Origin of the sequence: Psychrobacillus sp. FSL H8-0483 (assembly GCF_038637725.1) — a bacterium.
Taxonomy (GTDB): Bacteria; Bacillota; Bacilli; order Bacillales_A; family Planococcaceae; genus Psychrobacillus.
Genome location: NZ_CP152052.1, coordinates 1,649,309 through 1,671,203 on the forward strand (window position 1 = coordinate 1,649,309; position 21,895 = coordinate 1,671,203).

Consider the following 21,895-nt stretch of genomic DNA (forward strand, 5'->3'; position numbering starts at 1 on the left):
TCCTCACTTTCACTTTATACGTTCAAGTCATTAACTACTTTTAAATAATCAATTCTTGGTGCATATTTTGGAGTAATTTCTATGGCATGTTCTTCAAACTCAGACAATGCAATAGATTTTCTACCTCCTGTTTGCATTCTATCCCAAAAGAGCTTTAATTGCTCAAAAGGTAAATAAAAATATCGATCTACTGCAGAAAAGCGAACAAGTAAAAAACTAATCCCACGTTGCTTAACTACTTTGCTCATATGTTCGACCTGATGGAGATGAACATTTTTCAATGGAAATGCTGTTCTATTTTCCGTTTCTTTTGCTTCAAAGTCAATATATTTACCTTCAAACACACCATTAAAGTCCGTAGTAGAAGGAGTTCTATAATATGCTTCTTTAATAACAGCGCTGCTTCTACTTGGATAATCTACTTTGACAACTTGAATAGGGATTGGTTTTTTATAAATGACAGCTATATCATGTGCTAGATAGTATTCATTTGCATCATTTAGTTCATCTTCTAATGTCTTTCCCCTATTACTAAAAGAATAATCCTTTTTTCTAACATTTGCTGTTTCTTTTTTAGGAGTATACATTTTCCCATTTGGATAATGAATAGCCAAGTCACTCACCTCTTATGCTACTAGTTTATCACAAGTTAGTTAGACGAAAACGATACACATTTGGTTTCATTTTTTTCGTTGTCGAGCAGACACTAGTTTTGTCTGTTGCATAGAACCTTTGTCGAGTAGGAAGGGATTTATAGCGTATGAAGGAATTTATTCTAAAAAGGAGTGTTTAAAATGAACAAAATTGAACGTCTTATTGACCAACTAGAGCTATTAGAATACCTACTTGAAAACCGATTAAACGATGAACAAGAGCAGTTTGAGGAAGATTTTAGTAAATCATCATTTCGTTTACTTGGAAAAATTGAAAAAATCGAAAATAAATTATAAGGAATAAAGTTGCTGCTTAATTTAAATTCGAATGTATGAGTATCTTGAAACCGCTTGTCTAAGTATGAAAGTGTTTGTCAACAATCGGAAGGAATGTATGTTCGTTCATAACTAGTAATATCTTTAAAAATTTGCTAAACTGTTTCTAGAATGCGAGGGATTACTTTGTCATTATTAGAGTTAAGTAAACAGTTATTAAAAGAATGCGATGAAAGTATTTCGCGTTTTCATATTTATCGAGCAGAAGACAAGGAACCAGATTTTTTTCAAGATGTGAAGCCACATGCATATAAAATAGATGAATTATTACTTGAATGGGAGCAGCTAGTTAGAAAATGGATTCAAGTAAAAAGACCAAAGTATGTACATCCAAGTCAAATTGACTCATTACTTGAATCCATGAAGCAATTTATCGTGCAGTCGTATTATAAAGCAACGAGTAAGAAACGATTTCTTCAATCTGTCCATTCATCCAAATACACGTTAGAAACAGTTATTCAAGCGATTAAGGAAGTAGGGGATGAACATGCTTAATCAAAAAAACATATCGAGCATTTTAAACGATTGGAAAGTTGATAAAAATAGAAATTCACGAATTGAGCATATTCATACAACAGAAGAGAAAGAAGCAATATATGCTTCTTTCCCAGAAAAGATGCATCCTTCTATTATGAAGGCTTTACAAAGTCGTGGAGTGAATCAATTATATAGTCACCAGCGGCAAGCGTTTGATGCTGCAACTTCTGGAAAGTCCTTAACTACCATCACACCTACTGCCTCTGGAAAATCTCTTTGTTATCATCTTCCGGTTCTTCAGTCAATTCTGGAAGATCCAACTTCGCGCGCTATCTATCTCTTTCCGACGAAAGCATTAGCTCAAGATCAAAAGAGTGACTTAAACGATTTAATACAAGCAAGTGAGGAAGAGATTTTAAGCTATACATATGACGGCGATACCGAACCTGGTATTAGACAAAAAGTCCGTAAATCAGGTCATATTGTATTAACGAATCCAGATATGCTGCATTCGGGGATACTTCCACATCATACAAAGTGGGTTTCTCTATTTGAAAACTTAAAATATATTGTGATAGACGAAATTCATACATATAAAGGTGTTTTTGGTAGCCATGTTGCGCATGTTATTAGACGGTTACAAAGAATAAGTGCATTTTACGGGAGTAATCCTCAATTTATTTGTACATCTGCAACTATTAAAAATCCAAAAGAGTTAGCAGAAAACTTAACAAATACCACGCATGAACTTATCGACCAAAATGGTGCACCTGCTGGAAAAAAACATTTTGTCTTTTATAACCCCCCAATCATCCATCCAGTGTTTAACGTGCGAAGAAGTGCTATTTTAGAAGTGCGTGATATAGCACAAGAATTATATGTAAATGGTATACAAACGATTGTATTTGCTAAAAGTCGAGTGCGTGTGGAAATGCTGGTAACCTACTTGCAAGCTTTAGTTAGTAAAAAGATCAATGACCAAACGATTCGTGGGTATAGAGGCGGTTATTTGCCTTCAGAAAGAAGAGTTATTGAAAAAGGATTAAGGGATGGGACGATTCGAACAGTAGTAAGTACAAATGCACTTGAATTAGGAGTCGATATTGGACAACTCCAAGCATGCATTATGACGGGATATCCAGGCAACATAGCTAGTGCTTGGCAACAAGCAGGACGAGCGGGAAGAAGACAAGATGAAGCGCTCATTATTTACGTGGCGCAGTCAACTGCACTTGATCAATACATAGTGAAGCATCCCGAATATTTCCTTGGACAATCACCTGAAGAAGTTCGTATCCATCCTGATAATATTATTATTTTAATGGATCATTTAAAATGTGCAGCATTTGAATTGCCTTTTACATCAATAGACATGTATGGGGAATTTTCCATTCAAGAACTACTAGCTTTTTTAGAAAGTGAAGGAGTTTTATTGAAAACTGCAGATAAGTGGCATTGGATGTCCGAAAGTTTTCCAGCTAGCAATATAAGTTTGCGTTCTGCCTCCCAAGAAAACGTTATTATTATTGACCAAACAGTACCTGCACATACAAGAGTAATTGGTGAGATGGATCAATATAGCGCCATGACATTGCTACATGAAGAGGCTATCTACTTGCACCAAGGGACGCAATACCAAGTAGAAAAACTGGATTGGGAAGAGAAAAAAGCGTTTGTACGAGAAGTAGATGTCGATTATTTCACGGATGCAAATATTGCGGTTGAATTAAAAGTGTTAAGTGAAGATAAAGAAAAGGAAGCGAATATTGGAACACTGCGTTTTGGAGATATTATTGTGCTTGCACAACCGACGATTTTCAAAAAGATTAAGTTTGATACACATGACAATATCGGATCAGGTAAAATTCATTTGCCACCTCTAGAACTACATACAGCTTCTACATGGTTCAGTTTTGACAAACCGACCGACTGGACAGATACTTTATTATCCGATGCGATGACAGGGGTAGCATACGCGTTGCATGCATTTATCCCATTATTTATCCATTGTGATGCAAAGGATATTCATGTCGTGCCACAAGTGAAATCCATTAATGTAGAAAAACCCACATTTTATATGTACGATAGTTATCCTGGTGGAATCGGACTTTCTGAAAGAATGTTTGATTTGTGGAATGATCTAGTTCCTAAAGTTACAAAGCAAGTGGAAGAATGTTCATGTACAAGTGGGTGTCCTGCATGTATTGGTGCTCAAGATGCCGAGTTAAATTTGAAAAAAGAAGTGATTAAATTACTTCATTTATTGCAGGTGAACAATCATGTCCTATGAAAATAAGCTAATGCAAATGAAAGGCCTTGTTAAAAAGAATTTGCCAAACGAGCCACCTAAAAAGGAAGTGCCAACTGCTGCACTTCCTTTTTATGCAGAACAATGGGAAAACGCAGGGCTAAAACTAGTCAAAGATGAACGCGGTTTTTTATTTGTGAAAGAAACATTTTATACAGACGAGCATATACATGGAAATATTGGGCTACATAAATTAGAAGAAGCAATTTTGTTCATGCGTGAAATGTACCCGGATCACCCATTAACGATTAGTCCAGATGCTCCTTTTAGTTTTTATGATACGGAAACAACAGGATTAAAAGGGACAGGAGTACTAATCTTCTTGAATGGTGTGTTAAAAAAAGAAGAGAAAGGTTTTTTATTGACCCAATATGTGCTTGCCGATCCTAGTCAAGAACCTTCTTTCTTATTGGCCACTGATTTTTGGAAAACTTCCCAAACAATCATTACGTACAATGGAAAAAGTTTTGATTTACCGCAATTAGTAACCAGATGGACGATGAACAGAAAGGCAATTCCTCCTTTAAAAGAACATGCACAAATAGATCTTATGCATTCTTCTAAAAGAATTTGGAAAGGTGATCTGGAACGATTTAAGCTAAAACAAGTGGAAGAGATGAAGCTTGGTTTCAGGAGAGAAAATGATATTCCTGGGCATCTGGCTCCTATTATTTATTTTGATGCTGTGAAGCACGGGGACCCTACTAATTTGATGAAAGTTTTAAAGCATAATGAGTGGGATATTCTATCTTTAGTAACTTTATATATTTTATCTGTAGAGATACTAAAAGAGAAAGAGGTACAGGAATCGGCCATTACGTACACGAATATTGGGAAATGGTTTCGAGATTTAAAAACAATGGATGCTAGCATTGATTGGTTTCAATTTGTAGTAGACCAATTTTCCGAAGAAGAAGTGAGCTTAGCTTATTATTACGTCGGATTATATTTGAAGAGAAAGCAATTACCAGATGAAAGCATTCAAGCTTTTCATGAATCATTGAAAGAAATAGTTGGGAAATATCGTGTAGAAGTGTATATCGAGCTTGCAAAACTCTATGAACATCAAAAGAAGGATTACGATATGGCACTAGAAATGACTCTAGAATGTTTAGATTACGTAGCTAGATGGAATAGTGACAGGAAATTGCGTGTAATGCTGGAACTTCAAAAGAGAAAGATGAGAATAATACGGAAATTAAATATTTCCCGGGAAAGCGCACAACCTAACAAAAAGCGCGTTTAATTACCTTAAAAAGCTCCATTATTCGACATCATTATGCTATAATACGGTTAGCGAAATGTACATGGAAGGAAGATGCCACATGGAATTAAAACTAAAGGCTTCAGATATACTTGAAAGAGAATTTAAAACTGGCCTAAGAGGCTACAATCAAGAAGAAGTAGACATTTTTTTAGATGACATCATTCAAGACTATGAAGCATTTGAGAAAAAAATTTCCCAACTTCAACTAGAAAATAAGCAACTAAAAGAGGAAATAGCAGAGGTTCCAAAGCGAACTGCACCAGCACCACAAACTGGCGCAACTAACTTTGATATTTTAAAAAGACTTTCTCATTTAGAGAAACATGTGTTCGGGAGTAAATTGTACGAATAATTATATTAATAAAGAATCATTGTTTATATGACGTATATCGTATATACTAGTTTTACCACTTATATATTCGGGCAATCGCTGCAATGCTAGACATTGTAGAGGAAAGTCCATGCTCACACAATTCTGCGATGAATGTAGTGTTCGTGCTTAGTGAAAAAATAAACTAAGGCAGCTAAATTAGCTGACGGCGGGATGAAGGCCTAAGTCTTAGGATATGGCTGACAATCTCTGAAAGTGCCACAGTGACGGAGCTGTATAGGAAACTATACAGGTGGAACGGGTAAACCCCACGAGTGAGAAACCCAAATTATGGTAGGGGCATTTTCTTGAAGGAATTGAACGGATAGAAGAACAGGAATATTCCTGTAGATAGATGATTGCCGTCCACAAGGTACGAGGTAAAGCACCGTTTGAGTACTGTGGAAACAAAACATGGCTTATTGAGTGTATGAGTGGCTATATTTAATAATTAAGAAGCTCTCCAATCTCGGAGGGCTTTTCTATTCTAAAGAAATTGTTGTTGTAATCCAATATAAAGAGATATTTTACGAAGGCAGGGCATTGAGTGTGAAGAACCAGCAAGCACCTGAAAACTTTTATTTATATCCAAATAACTTAGTGGAGACAATATTTCATTCTACTACAGAAGGTATTATGATTACGGATGCTGAGATGCGTATCTCACTGGTCAATTCTGCCTTTGAGTCGCTTACGGGATACATAATGGAAGAAGTTCGTGGGAAAACACCAAAATTATTACAATCTGGAAAACAAGATGCATCTTTTTATAAAAAAATGTGGGAAGATTTAAACAATAAAGGTGTTTGGCGAGGAGAAATTTGGAATAGACGTAAAAATGGTGACATTTATCCTGAAATATTAACGATTACTAGTATCGTTGATACCGAAGGGAAGTTAACCAATTACTTTGGTATTTTTTCGGACATTTCCAACAAAAAAGTAATAGAGAAGGAACTGGAAGAGCTAACACTTACCGACCAGTTGACGAGCATATCAAATAGAAGCTCTTTTAACGAGTTGTTATTTAATTTAATTACCGATTCAAAAAATAGTCCTTCTAAACATGCTATTCTTTTTATTGATTTAGATCGCTTTAAACAAATCAATGAAACATTAGGAAATGAAGTGGGCGATTTACTTTTAATTGAAGTCGCAAATCGGATTAATACAGTTGTAAGGGGTACCGACATCTTTGCAAGGTACGGTGGAGATGAGTTTTTATTAGCAATTAACAGTATGGAACATCAAAAAGAAGCGGTTCATTTTGCGAAAGATGTAATAAAAAAATTAAATAAGCCTTTTTATATTAATGAAGAAGAAATTTATATCACATCTAGTATAGGAATTAGCATTTATCCGCAAGATGGAGTAGAGGTAGAAAAGCTCATACACAAAGCGGATAAAGCCATGTATTTTGCTAAGCAAAATGGACGAAATCAATACGCTTTTTATTTCGAAGAGTTAAAAAGGGATTCCAAGCGATTACTTCTTTTAGAAGCAGAACTGAGAAAAGCCATTCAAGCAAAAAAAATTACGATTGCATACCAACCAAAAGTTTCTGTAGATAAACAAGAAATAATAGGTGTAGAGGCGCTTGTAAGATGGACAAGTGATAAATTAGGGTTTGTATCTCCTGGAGAATTTATTCCGTTAGCAGAGGATACAGGATTAATCATCCCATTAAGCGAATTAATTATTGAAAAGGTATGTCTGGATATATTGGATTGGAGAAAAGAAGGGATAAATAAATTGCCCGTATCCATTAATATAGCAGCACTTCACTTTCAGCAGGATGATTTTATTGAAAGAATAAATGAGATTGTCATGCAGTATAATTGTAGTCCACAGCAACTTGAATTGGAATTGACGGAACGTACCGTCATGCATGATTCAGAAGGTATTGTAAGTAAATTAATTAAGCTTAAAAATATGGGCTTTAAAATTTCCATTGATGATTTTGGAACAGGCTATTCTTCCTTAAGTTATTTAAATCGTTTTCCTTTAAACTATTTGAAAATTGATAGTAGCTTTATACAACGAATTACTTCTTTAAAAGATAAGCAAGCAATTGTCGATTCTATTATTTTGATGGCGCATCGATTGCATTTAAAAGTGGTTGCTGAAGGAGTAGAAACAAAGGATCAAGTAAAACTTTTAAAGGAAATGGATTGTGATATTATTCAAGGATATTATTATAGCAAGCCAATTCCTAGTACAGAGCTTTTGGATTTCTTAGAGCTTTGGGATATTCATAAGCAAGAGGGGAATATATAATGACAACATTTAAATTAGTAGCAACTTCCGCAATGGGTTTAGAATCTATCGTTGCAGATGAAGTAAAAGCATTAGGGTATGAGACAACAACAGAAAATGGAAAGGTATACTTCGAAGGGGACGAACGCGCAATTGCACGAGCAAATATTTGGCTACGTGTTGCAGACCGAGTAAAGATAGTTGCAGCTCAATTTCCCGCGCGAACATTCGATGAACTTTTTGAACGAACAAAAGCAGTACAGTGGGAGAAATTTTTACCTGTAGATGCAGCATTTCCGGTTCAAGGGAAATCCGTTAAATCGACGTTATTCAGTGTGCCCGATTGCCAAGCAATTGTGAAAAAAGCAGTTGTGGAGAGATTGAAGCTTGCACATAAACGAATTGGCTTTTTAGATGAGTCAGGTGCAACATATAAGTTAGAAATTAGCATTCTAAAAGATATTGCGACGATTACTCTTGATACAAGTGGCGCAGGGCTTCATAAACGGGGATATCGCCATGGACAAGGGGAAGCTCCATTAAAAGAAACCCTTGCAGCAGCACTTGTAAAAATATCTAAATGGAGTCCGAATCGTCCATTTGTGGATCCATTTTGTGGTTCGGGTACAATCCCGATTGAAGCTGCAATGATCGGACAAAATATTGCTCCAGGCTTTAATCGTGATTTTCACAGCGAAGCGTGGTCTTGGATGCCGAAAACTATTTGGGAAGATGTTCGAAATGAAGCGGAATCTCTTGCTAATTATGATCAAGAGCTTCAAATCTTTGGGTCCGATATCGACCATAAGATGATTCAAATAGCAGAGCAAAACGCTTTTGAATCTGGTTTTGCAGATTTGATATCTTTCAAACAAATGCAGGCTTCTGATTTTTCCACTACCTTAACTGATGGTGTAATGATTGGAAATCCTCCGTATGGAGAGCGTATTGGGGAAGTTGAGGAAATAGAAAAAGTGATAAGTGATATGGGACATATAATGAGCCAACATCCAACATGGTCCGTTTACATGCTTTCTTCTATGGAAAACTTCGAAAATGTGTATGGTCAAAGAGCTACGAAGAAACGAAAATTATTTAATGGTTTTATTCGAACAGATTACTATCAGTTCTGGGGTAAACGTTCATAACAGTAAGGGAGACTAGGTTCTCCCTTGCTGTTATATTATTATTCAAGGGAGTTTTATGATGAAACAAGCTTTGCCATTCCAACTTACAAAAGACCGTTCTTTCTTCGAATCACTAGGAGATTGGATGGGTGATGTCTTATATGATGAATTACCTGAAAAAGGATTTGAATGCCGTGATGAACAAATTTTCATGGCGTATCAAATTGAGAAGGCGTTAAAGGAAAAAAATGTTCTATTTGCAGAAGCGGGCGTAGGTACTGGGAAAACGATTGCTTATTTATTGCCAGCTATTTCATATGCACGTTATACCGGAAAACCTGCTTTAATTGCCTGTGCGGATGAAACGCTTATTGAACAATTAGTAAAAGAAGCAGGAGATATTTTTAAGCTTCAAAACTACTTAGATATTAAAATTGATGTTCGTTTAGCGAAATCTCGCGATCAGTACCTATGCTTAAAACGCCTAGAAGAAGCGCAAAAGGATGGAGACAATGATCATTTTTTAGAGGAAATTGAAGACCAAATACCAGATTTCGTGTATGGACATTCTTCTCTACAAAAAATCTACCCATTTGGAGAGCGTAGCCAATTTCCTGGTGTAAGTGATGAAGATTGGCAAAAAGTAAATTATCATCCGACGCAACAGTGTATGGTTTGTGATGTTCGAAATCGATGTGGGCAAACCATTCACCGTCAACATTACCGTGAATCTACGGACTTAGTCATTTGCTCACATGAGTTTTTAATGGAACATATTTGGACAAAAGAATCACGTGTCCGTGAAGGTCAGTTGCCTCTATTACCAGAAGTTTCGATGATTGTATTAGATGAAGGTCACTTACTCGAATTTGCAGCCCAAAAAGCATTAACATACGAAGTACAAAGTGAAACGTTAATTCGCTTACTAGAAAGAGTAATGGTCGATGGGGTTCGTGAGAAGACACTAAATCTGATGGAAGTGTTACAAGAAACACATGATAAGATTTTCGGGCTTTTACGCTTAAGCAGTAATTCAGAAGAAACGGAACGTATGAAAATAGATAAAACGCCAGAATTAATTCAGCTATGTAAGCAAGCCATTCGAATTACGAATGATTTGTTAGAGGAATTTGTATTTGAGTCAGAGTTATATACGATACCTGAATATGAATTACGTATGGTGGAAGAATTTTTAGAGCAGTATTCCTTCTCACTTCGTTTATTTACAGAAAAAGGTGACGGAGTAGAGTGGCTTGAAATAATTGACGGGTATGAAACGTTAATCATTATGCCTCGCCTTGTAACGGATATTTTACATGAGAAATTATTTACATCTAAATTACCTATTATCTTCTCGTCTGCTACTTTATCGATTGAAAAAGACTTTACGTATATTGCGGATTCATTAGGAATTGAGCAGTTTCAATCATTCTCTGTAGAATCTCCTTTTGAATACGATGAAGTAATGAAAATCGTTGCGCATCGTACAGACCAGCAGGAAAAAGTGAAGCAAGTGGAGAAATTACTAGAAGACCAACAGCAAACACTCATTTTATTTAAATCAAAGGCAGCGATGGAAAATTTCCGTCTAACTTCGAGTTTAAAAAATAATGTTGTATTTGAAGGTGATCGTGAGTTATCAACACTTGTAAAAGAATTTCAAAATGGAGATTTCGCTACACTTTGTTCTTACCATCTTTGGGAAGGGCTTGATTTACCTAAACATGCGTTAACGCGTGTCGTTATTTATGATTTACCGTTTCCTCCAGTAGATCCTTTATTTGATGCGAAACGATCTTTTTCGAATGATCCTTTTGAAGAAGTAGAATTGCCATTTATGTTATTAAGACTACAGCAAGGAATTGGCCGCTTAATCCGTACATCTGAAGATCATGGTGAAATTCATCTTTTATTAAATGAAGAAGAAGCTAAGCTTGAAAGCAGATTTACAGGAATATTACCTACAACACTTTCTAATTAATGCAAGGGGGATTTGGAATGACAGTAGAAAAACAATTTTTAGACTATGTGAAAAAGATTGGTGCGTACCAAGAAGCATTAGGGGTATTATATTGGGATATGCGTACAGGTGCTCCAAAAAAGGGTATTGATCAACGTTCAGAGGTAGTTGGGGTACTTGCCACTGATGTGTTTAATATGTCCACTTCAGATGAGTTAAAAGGTTTATTAGACGAGATGGAATCAAAATTAGATTCGGTTAACCTTGTGACAAATCGTGTGTTTGAAGAAGTGAAAAAACAATATGATCTTAGTAAAAAAATACCTGCTGAAGAATATAAAAAGTTCGTCATTCTCCAATCTAAATCAGAATCCGTATGGGAAGAAGCGAAGGCCAAAAACGACTGGTCTATGTTTATGCCCTACTTGCAAGAGATAGTGGAGACATTAAAGCAGTTTGTTTCGTATTGGGGTATAAAAGATGGGAATCCATACAATGTGCTATTAGATCAATACGAGCCAAGAATGACAACGGAAGTGTTAGATCAAGTTTTTGGTGATTTAAGAAAACGAATCGTTCCATTATTAAAGAAAATTGCAGAGTCACCTAACCAACCAAAAACAGACTTCTTATTTAAACATTTTGACAAGCAGAAGCAAGAAGCGTTTAGTCTAGATGTATTACATCAATTAGGGTATGACTTTGAAGCAGGTCGATTAGATGAAACAGTACATCCATTTGCTACTGGTCTCAATCGAGGAGACGTTCGTATCACAACTAAATACGATGAATCAGATTTCCGTTCAGCTGTATTTGGAACGATTCATGAATGTGGCCATGCCATTTATGAGCAAAATGTTGATGAAGAATTGACTGGAACACCTTTAGCAGGTGGTGCGTCAATGGGAATTCATGAATCACAGTCTTTATTTTATGAAAACTTTGTTGGACGTAATCCGAAGTTTTGGGAACAAAACTATGAAAAGCTTCAAAGTTTCTCTCCAGATCAATTTGGGGATGTGCCGATGAAAGACTTTTTACGTGCAATCAATGAAGTGAAACCTTCGTTAATTCGTATTGAAGCGGACGAATTAACGTATGCCCTTCATATTATGATTCGGTATGAAATTGAAAAAGGTTTATTTAATGGCGATTTGAAGGTAGAGGACCTACCAACAATTTGGAATGCTAAGTACGAGGAGTATTTAGGTATACGACCAGCGACGAACGCAGAAGGAATTTTACAAGACGTCCACTGGGCTGGAGCTAGTTTTGGCTATTTCCCTTCGTATGCATTAGGGTATATATACGCATCTCAGTTTAAAGCTGCGATGTTAAAAGATATTCCTAATTTTGATGAGTTATTTGAAAAAGGAGACTTATCTCCAATTAAAGAATGGCTTACTCAAAATGTGCACCAATATGGTGGAGTGAAAAAACCTTTAGAAATTTTAAAGGATGCTACAGGAGAAGGGCTTAACGGCAATTACTTAGCTGAATATTTAGAAGAGAAGTATACCAAAATATATAATCTTTAATAGATAAAAAGAGAACCTTATGACAATAAAGGGTTCCGTTACTTATCGCAAACATTAAAAATGTAATTTAAAATGACTATCAAATTGTATATCAATTTGATAGTCATTTTTTGTTGCTACTTAGGGAATTTTTTATTGAAACTTGTATAGCAAAATATAATTCGAATTGTAGACATCAATAGCTGGTGTATGTTTACATTTTGATACACATTTTTAATGCCGTTTGGTATACACAGATTTTCCGATAGATAGTATATTTACCATTAATCCGTTTGATTTTAAAGAATATTTGGATATTTATGCTAAAATAAGTACCGAGATCCAATAAGAAATTAGATAAGATTATTTAAAAACTGCGGAGGTGGTTTCATTGATAAAAGAACAATTAAAGGAACGAGCAAGAACATTAGTACAACTTCCTAATCATTTTCAACCTTTCATAGAAGAATATTTTGAGGGTGAGAATGGTGAAGGGGAAGCCATGTTTTCATGGACAGATGAACAAAAAGATGAAGGCATTTCGATCACACTAGACCTTGTCGGAAATTTGACAAGTTTATCAATTGGACTGAACAAAACTAACACCGTTAAGGTCTCCCTAAATGAAAGTGAATTAAAAGAACAAGCGGAGCAATTTTTACATAGCCATTACCCTCATGCCTTACAAGATTTAACCTATTTTCAAACGAAAAAATTAACTGATGCCTACCGCTTTTACTATGAACAAATTGTGATGGACTTACCATTAGCTCATGCAGGTTGCTATATCGATGTTGAACCTAGTGGGGAGATTGTTACTTTTAAATATTATGGATTACGACCAGAACCAATAATTCCAAAAATATTGATAGCAAAAGAAAACCTAATTGAACATGTCCAAAATCGACTCGATTTTCAGCTTACTATAACAAATTTGTATTCTGTTATACATGATGTAGACGAAGATGGGCTCCGACTATTGTACAATCTCGAGCTTTTCATGAAATATAAAGCCGATGTAGTGGAGCCGACGTTAACGATAAACCACGAAGAAGACGTAGATTATTCGGAAAAATATGTTTCATTACCTCCACCACCTACAGTAATACGAAAAGATGTTTCCATAGAAGAGATCGTTGGAATTACTGAGGGGATGGAAGTAGTTCGTGAAGCCGATTGGGGGGAAGAGACAGGGATTGTCTGGCGTGATCGGGATTGGAAGATGGAAGAAAACGATTTATCGATTAATAGCTTTTTTCAAAGTCATAATGAAGATTCCGTAAAAGCTTTCATTTCGAAAAATACAGGGAAAGTTAGAAGATTTGTGTGGTATAAAGATCGAAGGGGCGACCTTTGCTTAAATAGGGATGAATGTTATCAAAAAGCTATTAACTTTCTACAAATGATTATTCCAAATTATTATCAATATTTTCAATTAATTGTCCGTGAAAATGAAGACAAACTGGATGATACTAGAATGAAAGAAGCGTTTAGCTTCCGCGTGCATAACGGACTTGGTATACCTATTTATTTAGAAATAGTCATAGTTACCGTTAATCGGAAAACAGGCCAAATAGATTATTATAGTGGGCATAGTATTGACTTTGAACAACTTAGTCATATTTCATCTGAACCTGTTATTTCGAAAAAAGAAGCGTATGACATTTTTCTCAACCACTTGGATTTTGAATTAGTATGGAATAAAAATTATGAAGAAAATGAAGAATGCTATACACTTGTCTATCAAGCATGTGATCGCCATACAAGAAAATCTATCCGATACATTGATGCGATAACAGGAGCAGTTATTACGGATAAAGATTAATAATATATGCGTAGAGAAACATTCGAAATAATAGCGGCCTAGATATACGTCTGGAACGGAAATCAGTGCATAGAAAAAGGGGGACCATCTCTCAGTCACTAAATGACTTAGGAGACAGCCCCAATTAATATACATTTTCATTTTTGTGTGTAAATTAATGTTTTTCGATAGGTAAAGGAACCCGTTATTATGTCAAGGTTCTCTTTTTTATGTCTTCATCTGTTACCACAATTTGTATCCTTTAGAACCTGGTGGTGCATTTTGGATCATATCGATCACTGGGACCGTGTAAGCGAATAAAATCAATAATATACAAATTGTCAGCCAAATCTTCCAATTTTCTAAAGCCATTGGAGTTTTTTCAGCGTTCTCTGAAACTTCGCCTATAGGGAATTCTGTTTCTCCCTTTGGTGCAAACCATAGTAGATTAGCTACAATATAAAGTACTAAAATAATGCCGACGAATAGTATTGTACCACCAACTGCTTGTGCAACTTGGTAAGGAATCCAATCCGTTGCCTGAGCCGCCCCTCCATATGTAGAGAAGTCAGAACGACGAGGTGCTCCCATCAATCCAACAATATGCATGGCTCCAGACATAATGCTCATTCCAACTGCCCAAACAATTGCTTGAATGATCGCAAGTTTGTTCATTTGTTTCGTTAATACTCGTCCTGTCAGGTGAGGGATTAACCAATAAGAAGCCCCAAAGAATGTTAATACTACAGATGTCGCTAGTGTAAGATGGAAGTGACCAGTAACCCAAATTGTATTATGAATTACTTGGTTCATTTGGTTAGAAGCGTTGATAATACCACCAGCACCAGCAGGAATGAATGCTGCCATCCCTATAAATGGCACGACAAATCTAGCATCTTTCCAAGGTAATTTTTTAAACCAACCAAGTATACCTTTTCCTCCAAGTTCACGTCCTCTTATTTCAAATGATGCAAATAAAGAGAATGCTGTTAAAAGGGAAGGGATAACAACCATCATTGTCAAAACAACTTGTAAGAATTTCCAAAAAGAATCAATCCCTGGTTCTGTTAATTGATGGTGAAAGCCAACTGGGATAGAGAAAATTAAGAAAAGCATAAATGATAATCTTGCAAGTGCATCTGAGAATATTTTACCGCCGATAATTTTTGGTACTACCACATACCAAACCATATATGCTGGTAATAACCAGAAATAAACTAATGGATGTCCAAAATACCAGAATAAAGTACGAGAAAGTAAGACATCTACTTTATCAACCCATCCTAATGACCAAGGAATTAGTTGGAATACTACTTCCACTGCTACTCCTAAAGAACAGATAATCCACATTGCTAAGTTTACGACAACCATAAATGTTAATAATGGACTTGGTTGCCCAGGATGAGTTTTACGCCATTCGATGTATTTCGAAATTTGTCCAGCCCCACCTATCCATGAACCGACTACTACTAATGCTAAACCTACGTAGAAAATCCAATGTGCTTGAAGCGGAGCATAGAATGTATATAGTACAGATGCCTTGTTTAATAAAACCATTACAGCAGCTGCTATAGTACCAATAGTCATTGTCCAAAAACCAATCCAACCTAAAAGACGTTGTTTATCTGTTAATGTACCTGCTGTTCGACTGACAGCAGCAATTTGAAACCCAAAAATAAAGTATGTTGTTAAAATAAGTGCTAATAGAACTCCGTGTACTGTTAATAGTTGATAGTAACCAATTCCCCAAGGGAGTGTAAATTGACCGGAACGTACTAATGTCTGTAATAATCCACAAAGACCACCGATTAATAAAGCAACAAATGCTACGTATACATGTGCAAGTGCAAGTTTACCATCGCGAGGATCTACTTTTACCATATCTTTCGCTTTTTCTGTCATTGTTGTCATGTTACTCCACCACCTTTAGCATGGATGTCATAGAAGAGTGTCCTATGCCACAGTATTCATTACATAAGATTAAAAATTCTCCAGTTTTATCAACTGTTGTCACGTATTCGGATACATATCCAGGTTCTAGCATCATGTTAATATTAGTACCTGCAATTTGGAAACCATGTACGACATCTTTCGTTGTTGCGATAAATTTCACTTTTGAACCAAGTGGTACTTCTATTTCAGGTACATTGTAATAAAAAGCAGATGCAACTAACACCACTTCATAGTCCCAATCTTTACCCTCCACTTTATGTACTCCAGGATTATTGAAAGGTGCTATCTCATCCACTCGCTCAGGATCAATGTACACCTTTGCACTTGGTGGATGGGAACCAAAATGGAATGCACTAAAACCAACAATAATTAAAAATAAGACCAGTGAGCCAACTCCAAATGTAAGCCACCATTTCTCGTACTTATGAATATGCATAACCTCTAACCTCCATCATATTAAAATCGATCAACAAACAAGTAAAATGCCATGAACCATGTAACTAATATAAATACTCCAACCATACTAACGGAAACGAGTGTTCCTTTTAAGTCGGGTTCCTTTTCATGCTTTTTGGACATTTTCCTTACACCTCCATAAATCGTTTTTGTATAGATTCATATTAAATATAAAAAAGTGTTGTGGATGTGAGAAATATCACAGATATAAAGTAATGATGTGAAGAAAATGTGAAATAATATAAACGGCTGTTGATTATCCAATTTGCCTCATTAAAATTTCACAAGAAATGCGCAAGGATCCCATGTTGCACTTGTACGTTTTTGGTACGCTTTGGACGAAATAATCACTCCATCATTACCGAGGGCTCAGTGTAGAAGGACTGAGCAGCCAAAATTGCATCTTTGGCTGCTTACTGTATAAATAGGAAAGTCGCTATTCTTTCATTTCCAAAAAGCTTTGGCTCTTCTATTACAAGTAGCTATGGAGAGTGACGGACAAACCAACGACCGCGCAATTATCGAAAAATGCAGAGGGATGCGATTTTGTCGCATCCCTCCGCATCAAGAAATCCAGGTAATTGTGTAGAACTCGTTCAGTTCCAAGCACTCTAAAACACCTAAATATAGAGGGTATAGTGTGTTATCACCATTTTAATATGTTATTTGTTGAGTACTTTTGGTTTATCACCATGTGAAATAATATAAATAAAGAGGAAATAAAAAAAGAACTTTCATATTTGAAAGTTCAGAAAAATAGTATGTATGAAAGTCCTAAAAATTTATTCATCAATTGTTAGTATGATTGTTAAATTTCCTATATTTGCAAGTTCAACGGGTAATTTAAAAGCGTGTTGAAAACCGAATAATTTTGTTCTTCCAACAATGACAGTGGGTGGTGTAATATCTACTTCGACCCCATCACGAGCTACTACTGTACATAAGTTACCAGCTACCATATTCCCCAATTCTCCAGTAAATGATTCCAGCATTTCCCCCTCTAAAGGCATTCCAAACATAGTTGCTCCAATGGAAGATAAACATTCTGAAGTTGAATCTATAATAATACGGCCTTTAATATCTCCAATCATTCCTATTAGAACGCCCATTTCTTCTTGCTCAAAGGGTTGCACCATGAGAGAGGGAGATTTAATATCCATCGGAAGAGGGATAACAGATTTTAACGATTGTATAGTTCCATTTAATATAGTTTGTATGTGTTTTGACGCAGTCACCATATCCCCTCCAAATAGTAAAGATGTATCGATTTTAGCATAATTACTAGGAAAAAAGAATAGAGGTATAGAAAATGATGCAATAGTATGGTATATTTAAATGAGAATGAAATTCAAATTCACTGAGAGGACGATTTGAATGTTAGCTATATTAATCGGTTCTACTGTAATATTATTTAGTTTAGTTACGACACACGTCTTGCGTTCAACAACTCCACAACCAAAATAAGAAGTATATCTATATATGACAAAATCTAAATTCGAAGGTGTCACCTCAGACTGTCTTGAAAACGCTTGTCTAAGAAGGTAACCTAATCTCGTCGCATCCTTGCAACAACCGTTGCAAGGATGCGACGAGCTTTGCGCAGGAGCACAGCTTTTCTGCGACGAGCTTTGCGCAGGAGCACAGCTTTTCTGCGACGAGCTTTGCGCAGGAGCACCGAAGAATGAAGGGGTTTGTCTACAGTCTGAGATGACTTTATTTGATCTTTCAAATAGAGTCATCTTTTTTCATGTTTTCTGCTATGATAGACATATATTGTCGAACTATAAAGGAGAAATATTTTTCACATGAACAATACAGAGAAACTACAAATCATAACAGAGAAAAATGCATTGCTAGCAACTATTTTTCACCAAAACAAAGACGAAGAACGTTATGCTAAAGCGAAATTATTTGCAGACAAGTTAGAAAAGGGTACTTTCACCATTGCTTTTGCAGGACATTTTTCAGCAGGTAAATCGAGTATGATCAATGCTTTAGTCGATGAGCAACTACTACCGACAAGTCCTATTCCAACTTCTGCAAACATAGTGACTGTTAGAAAAGCAGCTGAAAATTATGCGCTCGTTCATTTTGTGAATCAAGCACCTGTTCAATTTTCAGGAGAATATGATATTCAATTAGTAAAAAAATATTCAAAAGATGGAAGTAAAGTTTCACAAATTGAAATAGGGCATGAATCTTCTAGCTTACCTGAAGGTATTTCAGTGATGGACACTCCAGGTGTCGATTCCACAGATGATGCGCATAGAATTTCCACAGAATCTGCCTTACATTTAGCAGATATCGTGTTTTATGTAATGGATTACAATCATGTACAATCTGAGCTGAATTTCCAGTTTACAAAACAATTGCTTCATTATAATGAAAACGTATATTTAATTGTCAACCAGGTAGATAAACATCGAGAAGAGGAATTGTCATTCTCTGCGTATAAACAATCTGTTGCAGACGCTTTTAAAGCATGGTCTGTAGAACCAAAAGGGATCTTTTTTACTTCCTTAAAAGATGCAAATTTCGTACATAATGATTTTCCAAAAGTGCAACAAATTGTTTTACAGTCGATTCAAAATAAAGAATCCTATTTTCTTACATCTGCTCAAGCAACCATTGAAAAATTAGCGGACGAGCATAAAAAATACTTAGAAGATGAAAAAGCAGCATGTTTTGAGGCGTTTGAAAACCAGATAACGGAAGAGGATTGGAAAAATAAACAAGATATTAAAGAGCAGTTAGAAGTTTCGCAAAAACAAATAGAGCTTCAGGATTTAAGTCTATGGAAAAAATCCTTTGAAGATCAACGTAAAGCCATTTTAGAAAACGCATCTATTATGCCTTATGAAATGAGAGACTTTTTAAAGTTATATGCAGAAAGTAAACAAAACTCCTTTAAAGTTGGCTTTCTAGGAAGTAAGAAGAAAACGGAAGAGGAAAGACAGAAAAGACTGGAAGATGCGCGACAATTACTGGAGAAAGTTATTGCTACAAATATAACGGTCCACGTAAAACAATTAATGAAATCCATGTTAAAAGACGTCTCTTTATTAACAGAAACGAAGTCCAATGATATTGATGGAATAGATTTTACTATTTCATCTATACTTATTAGTGAAACTTTGCATGAAGGTGCGAGCATTAATGGGGATGCGATTCTCCATTATGCAAATCGTGTATCTGATGCTGTAAACCGATATTTTATTCGCGAAACAGATAGTTGGAAAGAAGAAGCTACTGTTTATATCGAACAAAATCCATTAGTAAATCTAGAACTAGTGGAACAGAAGACAGAGCTGTTAAACGAAAAACAACTAGCTATCCATACCTTAGAAGAAGTAGATGAAAGATTAAATGTTTTTGATAAAATAGTGGAAACAGCCCCTCTCCAAATTAGAAAAGAAAGAGATCGTTTACTGAGCGAATGGGAAGAGGAGCGACGTAAATTCCAAAGCTCCATTACAGAATATGATGCAACTGCAGAGGAGCAAGAAGAAATAATCGAGGAAATAGATAAAGTAGAAATACTTGAAAAAGAAGAGGTATTGCTCTCTTCAGATGCAGTTTTACAACGAGCAAATAGAATTGGTGAAGTGCTAGCAGAAATACCCGATTTTACAGAAGCAGCGACTGTTATTAAACGAAAAGCAACACGTGTTAAAAATCAACAGTTTACCATTGCATTATTCGGAGCTTTTAGTGCTGGGAAATCAAGTTTCTCCAATGCATTAATGGGAGCGAATGTTCTTCCGGTTTCTCCTAATCCAACTACTGCTGCAATAAATAAAATACATCCGATTTCGGAGCACCATCCACATAATACAGCGGACGTTGTTTTGAAAACGAAAGAACAATTATTTGTGGAAGTTGCATTTGCATATAGTCAATTAGGAATTACCGTATTCACATTAGAAGAAGCTTATGAGAAAGCAAAAACAGTAATGGATGAAACTGTAGTAGAGGAAGTACATAAATCGTTTATTACAGCCTTTTACAAAGGGTTCCCAACTTTCCAAGATCAATTTGGAGAGACTCTTCGTGTAACAGGGGAAGAATTTGGTCAATACGTGGCAGAAGAAGCGAAGAGTTGTTTTGTTGATTTTATTGATTTTTATTATGATTGTGAATTGACGAGATTAGGGGTTACTTTGGTGGACACGCCAGGAGCAGACTCTATTAATGCGAGACACACTGGTGTTGCATTTGATTATATTCGAAATGCAGATGCTGTACTATTTGTTACTTATTTCAATCATGCATTTGCAAAAGCAGACCGAGAATTTTTAATTCAACTTGGACGTGTGAAAGATGCCTTTGAACTGGATAAAATGTTCTTTGTCGTCAATGCAATTGATCTTGCAAACAATGAAGAAGAAGCAAACCTGGTCAAGCAATATGTACAAGATGAGTTGCAACGCTTTGGTATTCGATTCCCACGCGTGTATGGGGTTTCTAGCTTACAAGCACTACAAGAAAAAGTGGCACTAGTAAAACTACATGAAGGAATGCTGCAATTTGAACAAGCATTCCATCAGTTTTTAGAAGAAGACTTAAAACAAATTGCCGTGACATCTCTCGAGGAAGAATCGACTCGTCAGCAAACAAAATTACTAACATTAATTCAGCAGACGGAAGCAAACCTTGCGAGAAAAGATGAGCGGATCATTGAGTTGCGAGAGCAAGAACAAAAGATTCGAAAACGCTATGCAAACTCAAAATCTGCAACCATTTCGAAAGATGCAAAGCAAGAGCTAGAAACGTTATTATATTACGTTTTACAAAGGGTCTATTATCGATTTAATGAATTTTTTAAAGAGGCTTATAATCCTTCTTTATTTACAAACAAACCAGCTAGTCTGGCGTTAGAAATTGCATTAAAGGATATATTGCACATGATTCGATTTGATTTGGAACAGGAAATGCGTGTGACAAACTTCCGTGTGTTACAATTCATTCAAAAACAAATGAAACAGTTAGAAAAAGAAGAACTGCGTGTATTAAAGGATTTAAATGCAAGTTTTACATTTACTCCTCATGAAAGTGAGGACCGAAAATTATTAGAGTTTGTTGGTCCTTTTGAAAACCTAGGAAAATACGAAAACGTGAAATCCTATTTTAAAAACACAAAAGCATTTTTCGAAAAGAATGAAAAGGAAAAACTTCGAGATACATTATCTGAACAAACGAAAGTAGAAGCAGAGATGTATTTGAATAAAGAAAAAGACCGACTTGCTCATTGGGTGGAGCAATATGCAGATATTGAAACAGAAGCTGTCCGCATAAATTGGCTCAATGAATCGCTTGCACAAATTGATTCGGAACGTAAGTTACTAGAGCAAGAAGAAACACTTACCAAATGGAAAGAGATATACGCACGTATATAGGGAAGGGGGAGAACA

General features: G+C 35.8%; 16 protein-coding genes and 1 other RNA gene. 12 read left to right on the forward strand and 5 right to left on the reverse strand.

Features of this window, described 5'->3' with window-relative positions; translation table 11 throughout:
• Positions 1-14: 14 nt before the first annotated feature.
• Entirely contained in the window at positions 15-614 is a 600-nt protein-coding gene (gene recU, locus MHB48_RS07730) for a Holliday junction resolvase RecU (protein ID WP_342600903.1), read from the reverse strand.
• A gap of 180 nt (positions 615-794) precedes the next feature.
• Between recU and MHB48_RS07735 the strand changes: the two genes are divergently transcribed.
• The 11 genes from MHB48_RS07735 to MHB48_RS07785 all read left to right on the forward strand — a co-directional run bounded on the left by MHB48_RS07735 (position 795) and on the right by MHB48_RS07785 (position 14,096).
• Positions 795-950: a hypothetical protein gene (locus MHB48_RS07735; protein WP_340919697.1), complete on the forward strand. Its 156-nt coding sequence runs from the start codon at positions 795-797 to the stop codon at positions 948-950.
• A 165-nt stretch (positions 951-1,115) separates the two neighbouring features.
• Positions 1,116-1,484, forward strand: coding sequence for a YppE family protein (locus MHB48_RS07740; protein ID WP_342600904.1), 369 nt, complete (start codon positions 1,116-1,118; stop codon positions 1,482-1,484).
• Positions 1,477-3,756, forward strand: coding sequence for a DEAD/DEAH box helicase (locus tag MHB48_RS07745; RefSeq protein ID WP_342600905.1), 2,280 nt, complete (start codon positions 1,477-1,479; stop codon positions 3,754-3,756). The genes MHB48_RS07740 and MHB48_RS07745 overlap by 8 nt, the downstream gene beginning before the upstream one ends.
• Entirely contained in the window at positions 3,746-5,020 is a 1,275-nt protein-coding gene (locus MHB48_RS07750; protein WP_342600906.1) for a ribonuclease H-like domain-containing protein, read from the forward strand. Before MHB48_RS07745 ends, MHB48_RS07750 begins: the two co-directional genes overlap by 11 nt.
• A 79-nt stretch (positions 5,021-5,099) precedes the next feature.
• Entirely contained in the window at positions 5,100-5,393 is a 294-nt protein-coding gene (gpsB, locus tag MHB48_RS07755) for a cell division regulator GpsB (protein ID WP_340919705.1), read from the forward strand.
• Between the two features lie 63 nt (positions 5,394-5,456).
• An RNA gene (rnpB, locus tag MHB48_RS07760) (RNase P RNA component class B) lies at positions 5,457-5,838 on the forward strand.
• A gap of 122 nt (positions 5,839-5,960) precedes the next feature.
• A complete protein-coding gene (locus MHB48_RS07765) occupies positions 5,961-7,688 on the forward strand; it encodes an EAL domain-containing protein (RefSeq protein ID WP_342600907.1) in 1,728 nt (575 codons plus the stop codon).
• Entirely contained in the window at positions 7,688-8,815 is a 1,128-nt protein-coding gene (locus tag MHB48_RS07770) for a class I SAM-dependent RNA methyltransferase (protein ID WP_342600908.1), read from the forward strand. Before MHB48_RS07765 ends, MHB48_RS07770 begins: the two co-directional genes overlap by 1 nt.
• A 58-nt stretch (positions 8,816-8,873) precedes the next feature.
• Positions 8,874-10,775 carry an ATP-dependent DNA helicase gene (locus MHB48_RS07775; RefSeq protein ID WP_342601331.1) on the forward strand — a complete coding sequence of 634 codons (1,902 nt, stop codon included), beginning with the start codon at positions 8,874-8,876 and terminating at the stop codon, positions 10,773-10,775.
• Between the two features lie 17 nt (positions 10,776-10,792).
• Positions 10,793-12,292 carry a carboxypeptidase M32 gene (locus MHB48_RS07780; RefSeq protein WP_342600909.1) on the forward strand — a complete coding sequence of 500 codons (1,500 nt, stop codon included), beginning with the start codon at positions 10,793-10,795 and terminating at the stop codon, positions 12,290-12,292.
• A gap of 361 nt (positions 12,293-12,653) precedes the next feature.
• Entirely contained in the window at positions 12,654-14,096 is a 1,443-nt protein-coding gene (locus MHB48_RS07785; protein WP_342600910.1) for a YcdB/YcdC domain-containing protein, read from the forward strand.
• A 222-nt stretch (positions 14,097-14,318) separates the two neighbouring features.
• Here the strand turns inward: MHB48_RS07785 and MHB48_RS07790 are convergent, their stop codons facing one another.
• The 4 genes from MHB48_RS07790 to MHB48_RS07805 all read right to left on the reverse strand — a co-directional run bounded on the left by MHB48_RS07790 (position 14,319) and on the right by MHB48_RS07805 (position 17,719).
• Positions 14,319-15,977 (reverse strand): b(o/a)3-type cytochrome-c oxidase subunit 1, encoded by a 1,659-nt coding sequence (locus MHB48_RS07790; protein ID WP_342601332.1) that lies wholly within the window; start codon positions 15,975-15,977, stop codon positions 14,319-14,321.
• 10 nt (positions 15,978-15,987) lie between these two features.
• The gene (locus MHB48_RS07795; protein ID WP_342600911.1) at positions 15,988-16,464 is read right to left on the reverse strand and encodes a cytochrome B5; all 477 of its coding nucleotides are present in this window, start codon (positions 16,462-16,464) and stop codon (positions 15,988-15,990) included.
• Between the two features lie 20 nt (positions 16,465-16,484).
• A complete protein-coding gene (locus tag MHB48_RS07800) occupies positions 16,485-16,607 on the reverse strand; it encodes a cytochrome c oxidase subunit 2A (RefSeq protein WP_340919714.1) in 123 nt (40 codons plus the stop codon).
• Between the two features lie 659 nt (positions 16,608-17,266).
• Positions 17,267-17,719 (reverse strand): chemotaxis protein CheX, encoded by a 453-nt coding sequence (locus MHB48_RS07805; RefSeq protein ID WP_342600912.1) that lies wholly within the window; start codon positions 17,717-17,719, stop codon positions 17,267-17,269.
• A 570-nt stretch (positions 17,720-18,289) separates the two neighbouring features.
• Here MHB48_RS07805 and MHB48_RS07810 point away from each other — a divergent pair.
• Positions 18,290-21,880, forward strand: a complete 3,591-nt coding sequence (locus tag MHB48_RS07810) for a dynamin family protein (RefSeq protein WP_342600913.1) — start codon at positions 18,290-18,292, stop codon at positions 21,878-21,880.
• Positions 21,881-21,895: the final 15 nt, after the last annotated feature.

What these genes read in the sequence shown, in the direction of transcription:
- MHB48_RS07735 (WP_340919697.1), top strand. Translation starts at nt 795, where the DNA reads ATGAACAAAATTGAACGTCTTATTGACCAACTAGAGCTATTAGAATAC.
- MHB48_RS07745 (WP_342600905.1), top strand. Translation starts at nt 1,477, where the DNA reads ATGCTTAATCAAAAAAACATATCGAGCATTTTAAACGATTGGAAAGTT.
- MHB48_RS07750 (WP_342600906.1), top strand. Translation starts at nt 3,746, where the DNA reads ATGTCCTATGAAAATAAGCTAATGCAAATGAAAGGCCTTGTTAAAAAG.
- gpsB (WP_340919705.1), top strand. Translation starts at nt 5,100, where the DNA reads ATGGAATTAAAACTAAAGGCTTCAGATATACTTGAAAGAGAATTTAAA.
- MHB48_RS07770 (WP_342600908.1), top strand. Translation starts at nt 7,688, where the DNA reads ATGACAACATTTAAATTAGTAGCAACTTCCGCAATGGGTTTAGAATCT.
- MHB48_RS07775 (WP_342601331.1), top strand. Translation starts at nt 8,874, where the DNA reads ATGAAACAAGCTTTGCCATTCCAACTTACAAAAGACCGTTCTTTCTTC.
- MHB48_RS07780 (WP_342600909.1), top strand. Translation starts at nt 10,793, where the DNA reads ATGACAGTAGAAAAACAATTTTTAGACTATGTGAAAAAGATTGGTGCG.
- MHB48_RS07790 (WP_342601332.1), bottom strand. Translation starts at nt 15,977, where the DNA reads ATGACAGAAAAAGCGAAAGATATGGTAAAAGTAGATCCTCGCGATGGT.
- MHB48_RS07795 (WP_342600911.1), bottom strand. Translation starts at nt 16,464, where the DNA reads ATGCATATTCATAAGTACGAGAAATGGTGGCTTACATTTGGAGTTGGC.
- MHB48_RS07800 (WP_340919714.1), bottom strand. Translation starts at nt 16,607, where the DNA reads ATGTCCAAAAAGCATGAAAAGGAACCCGACTTAAAAGGAACACTCGTT.
- MHB48_RS07810 (WP_342600913.1), top strand. Translation starts at nt 18,290, where the DNA reads ATGAACAATACAGAGAAACTACAAATCATAACAGAGAAAAATGCATTG.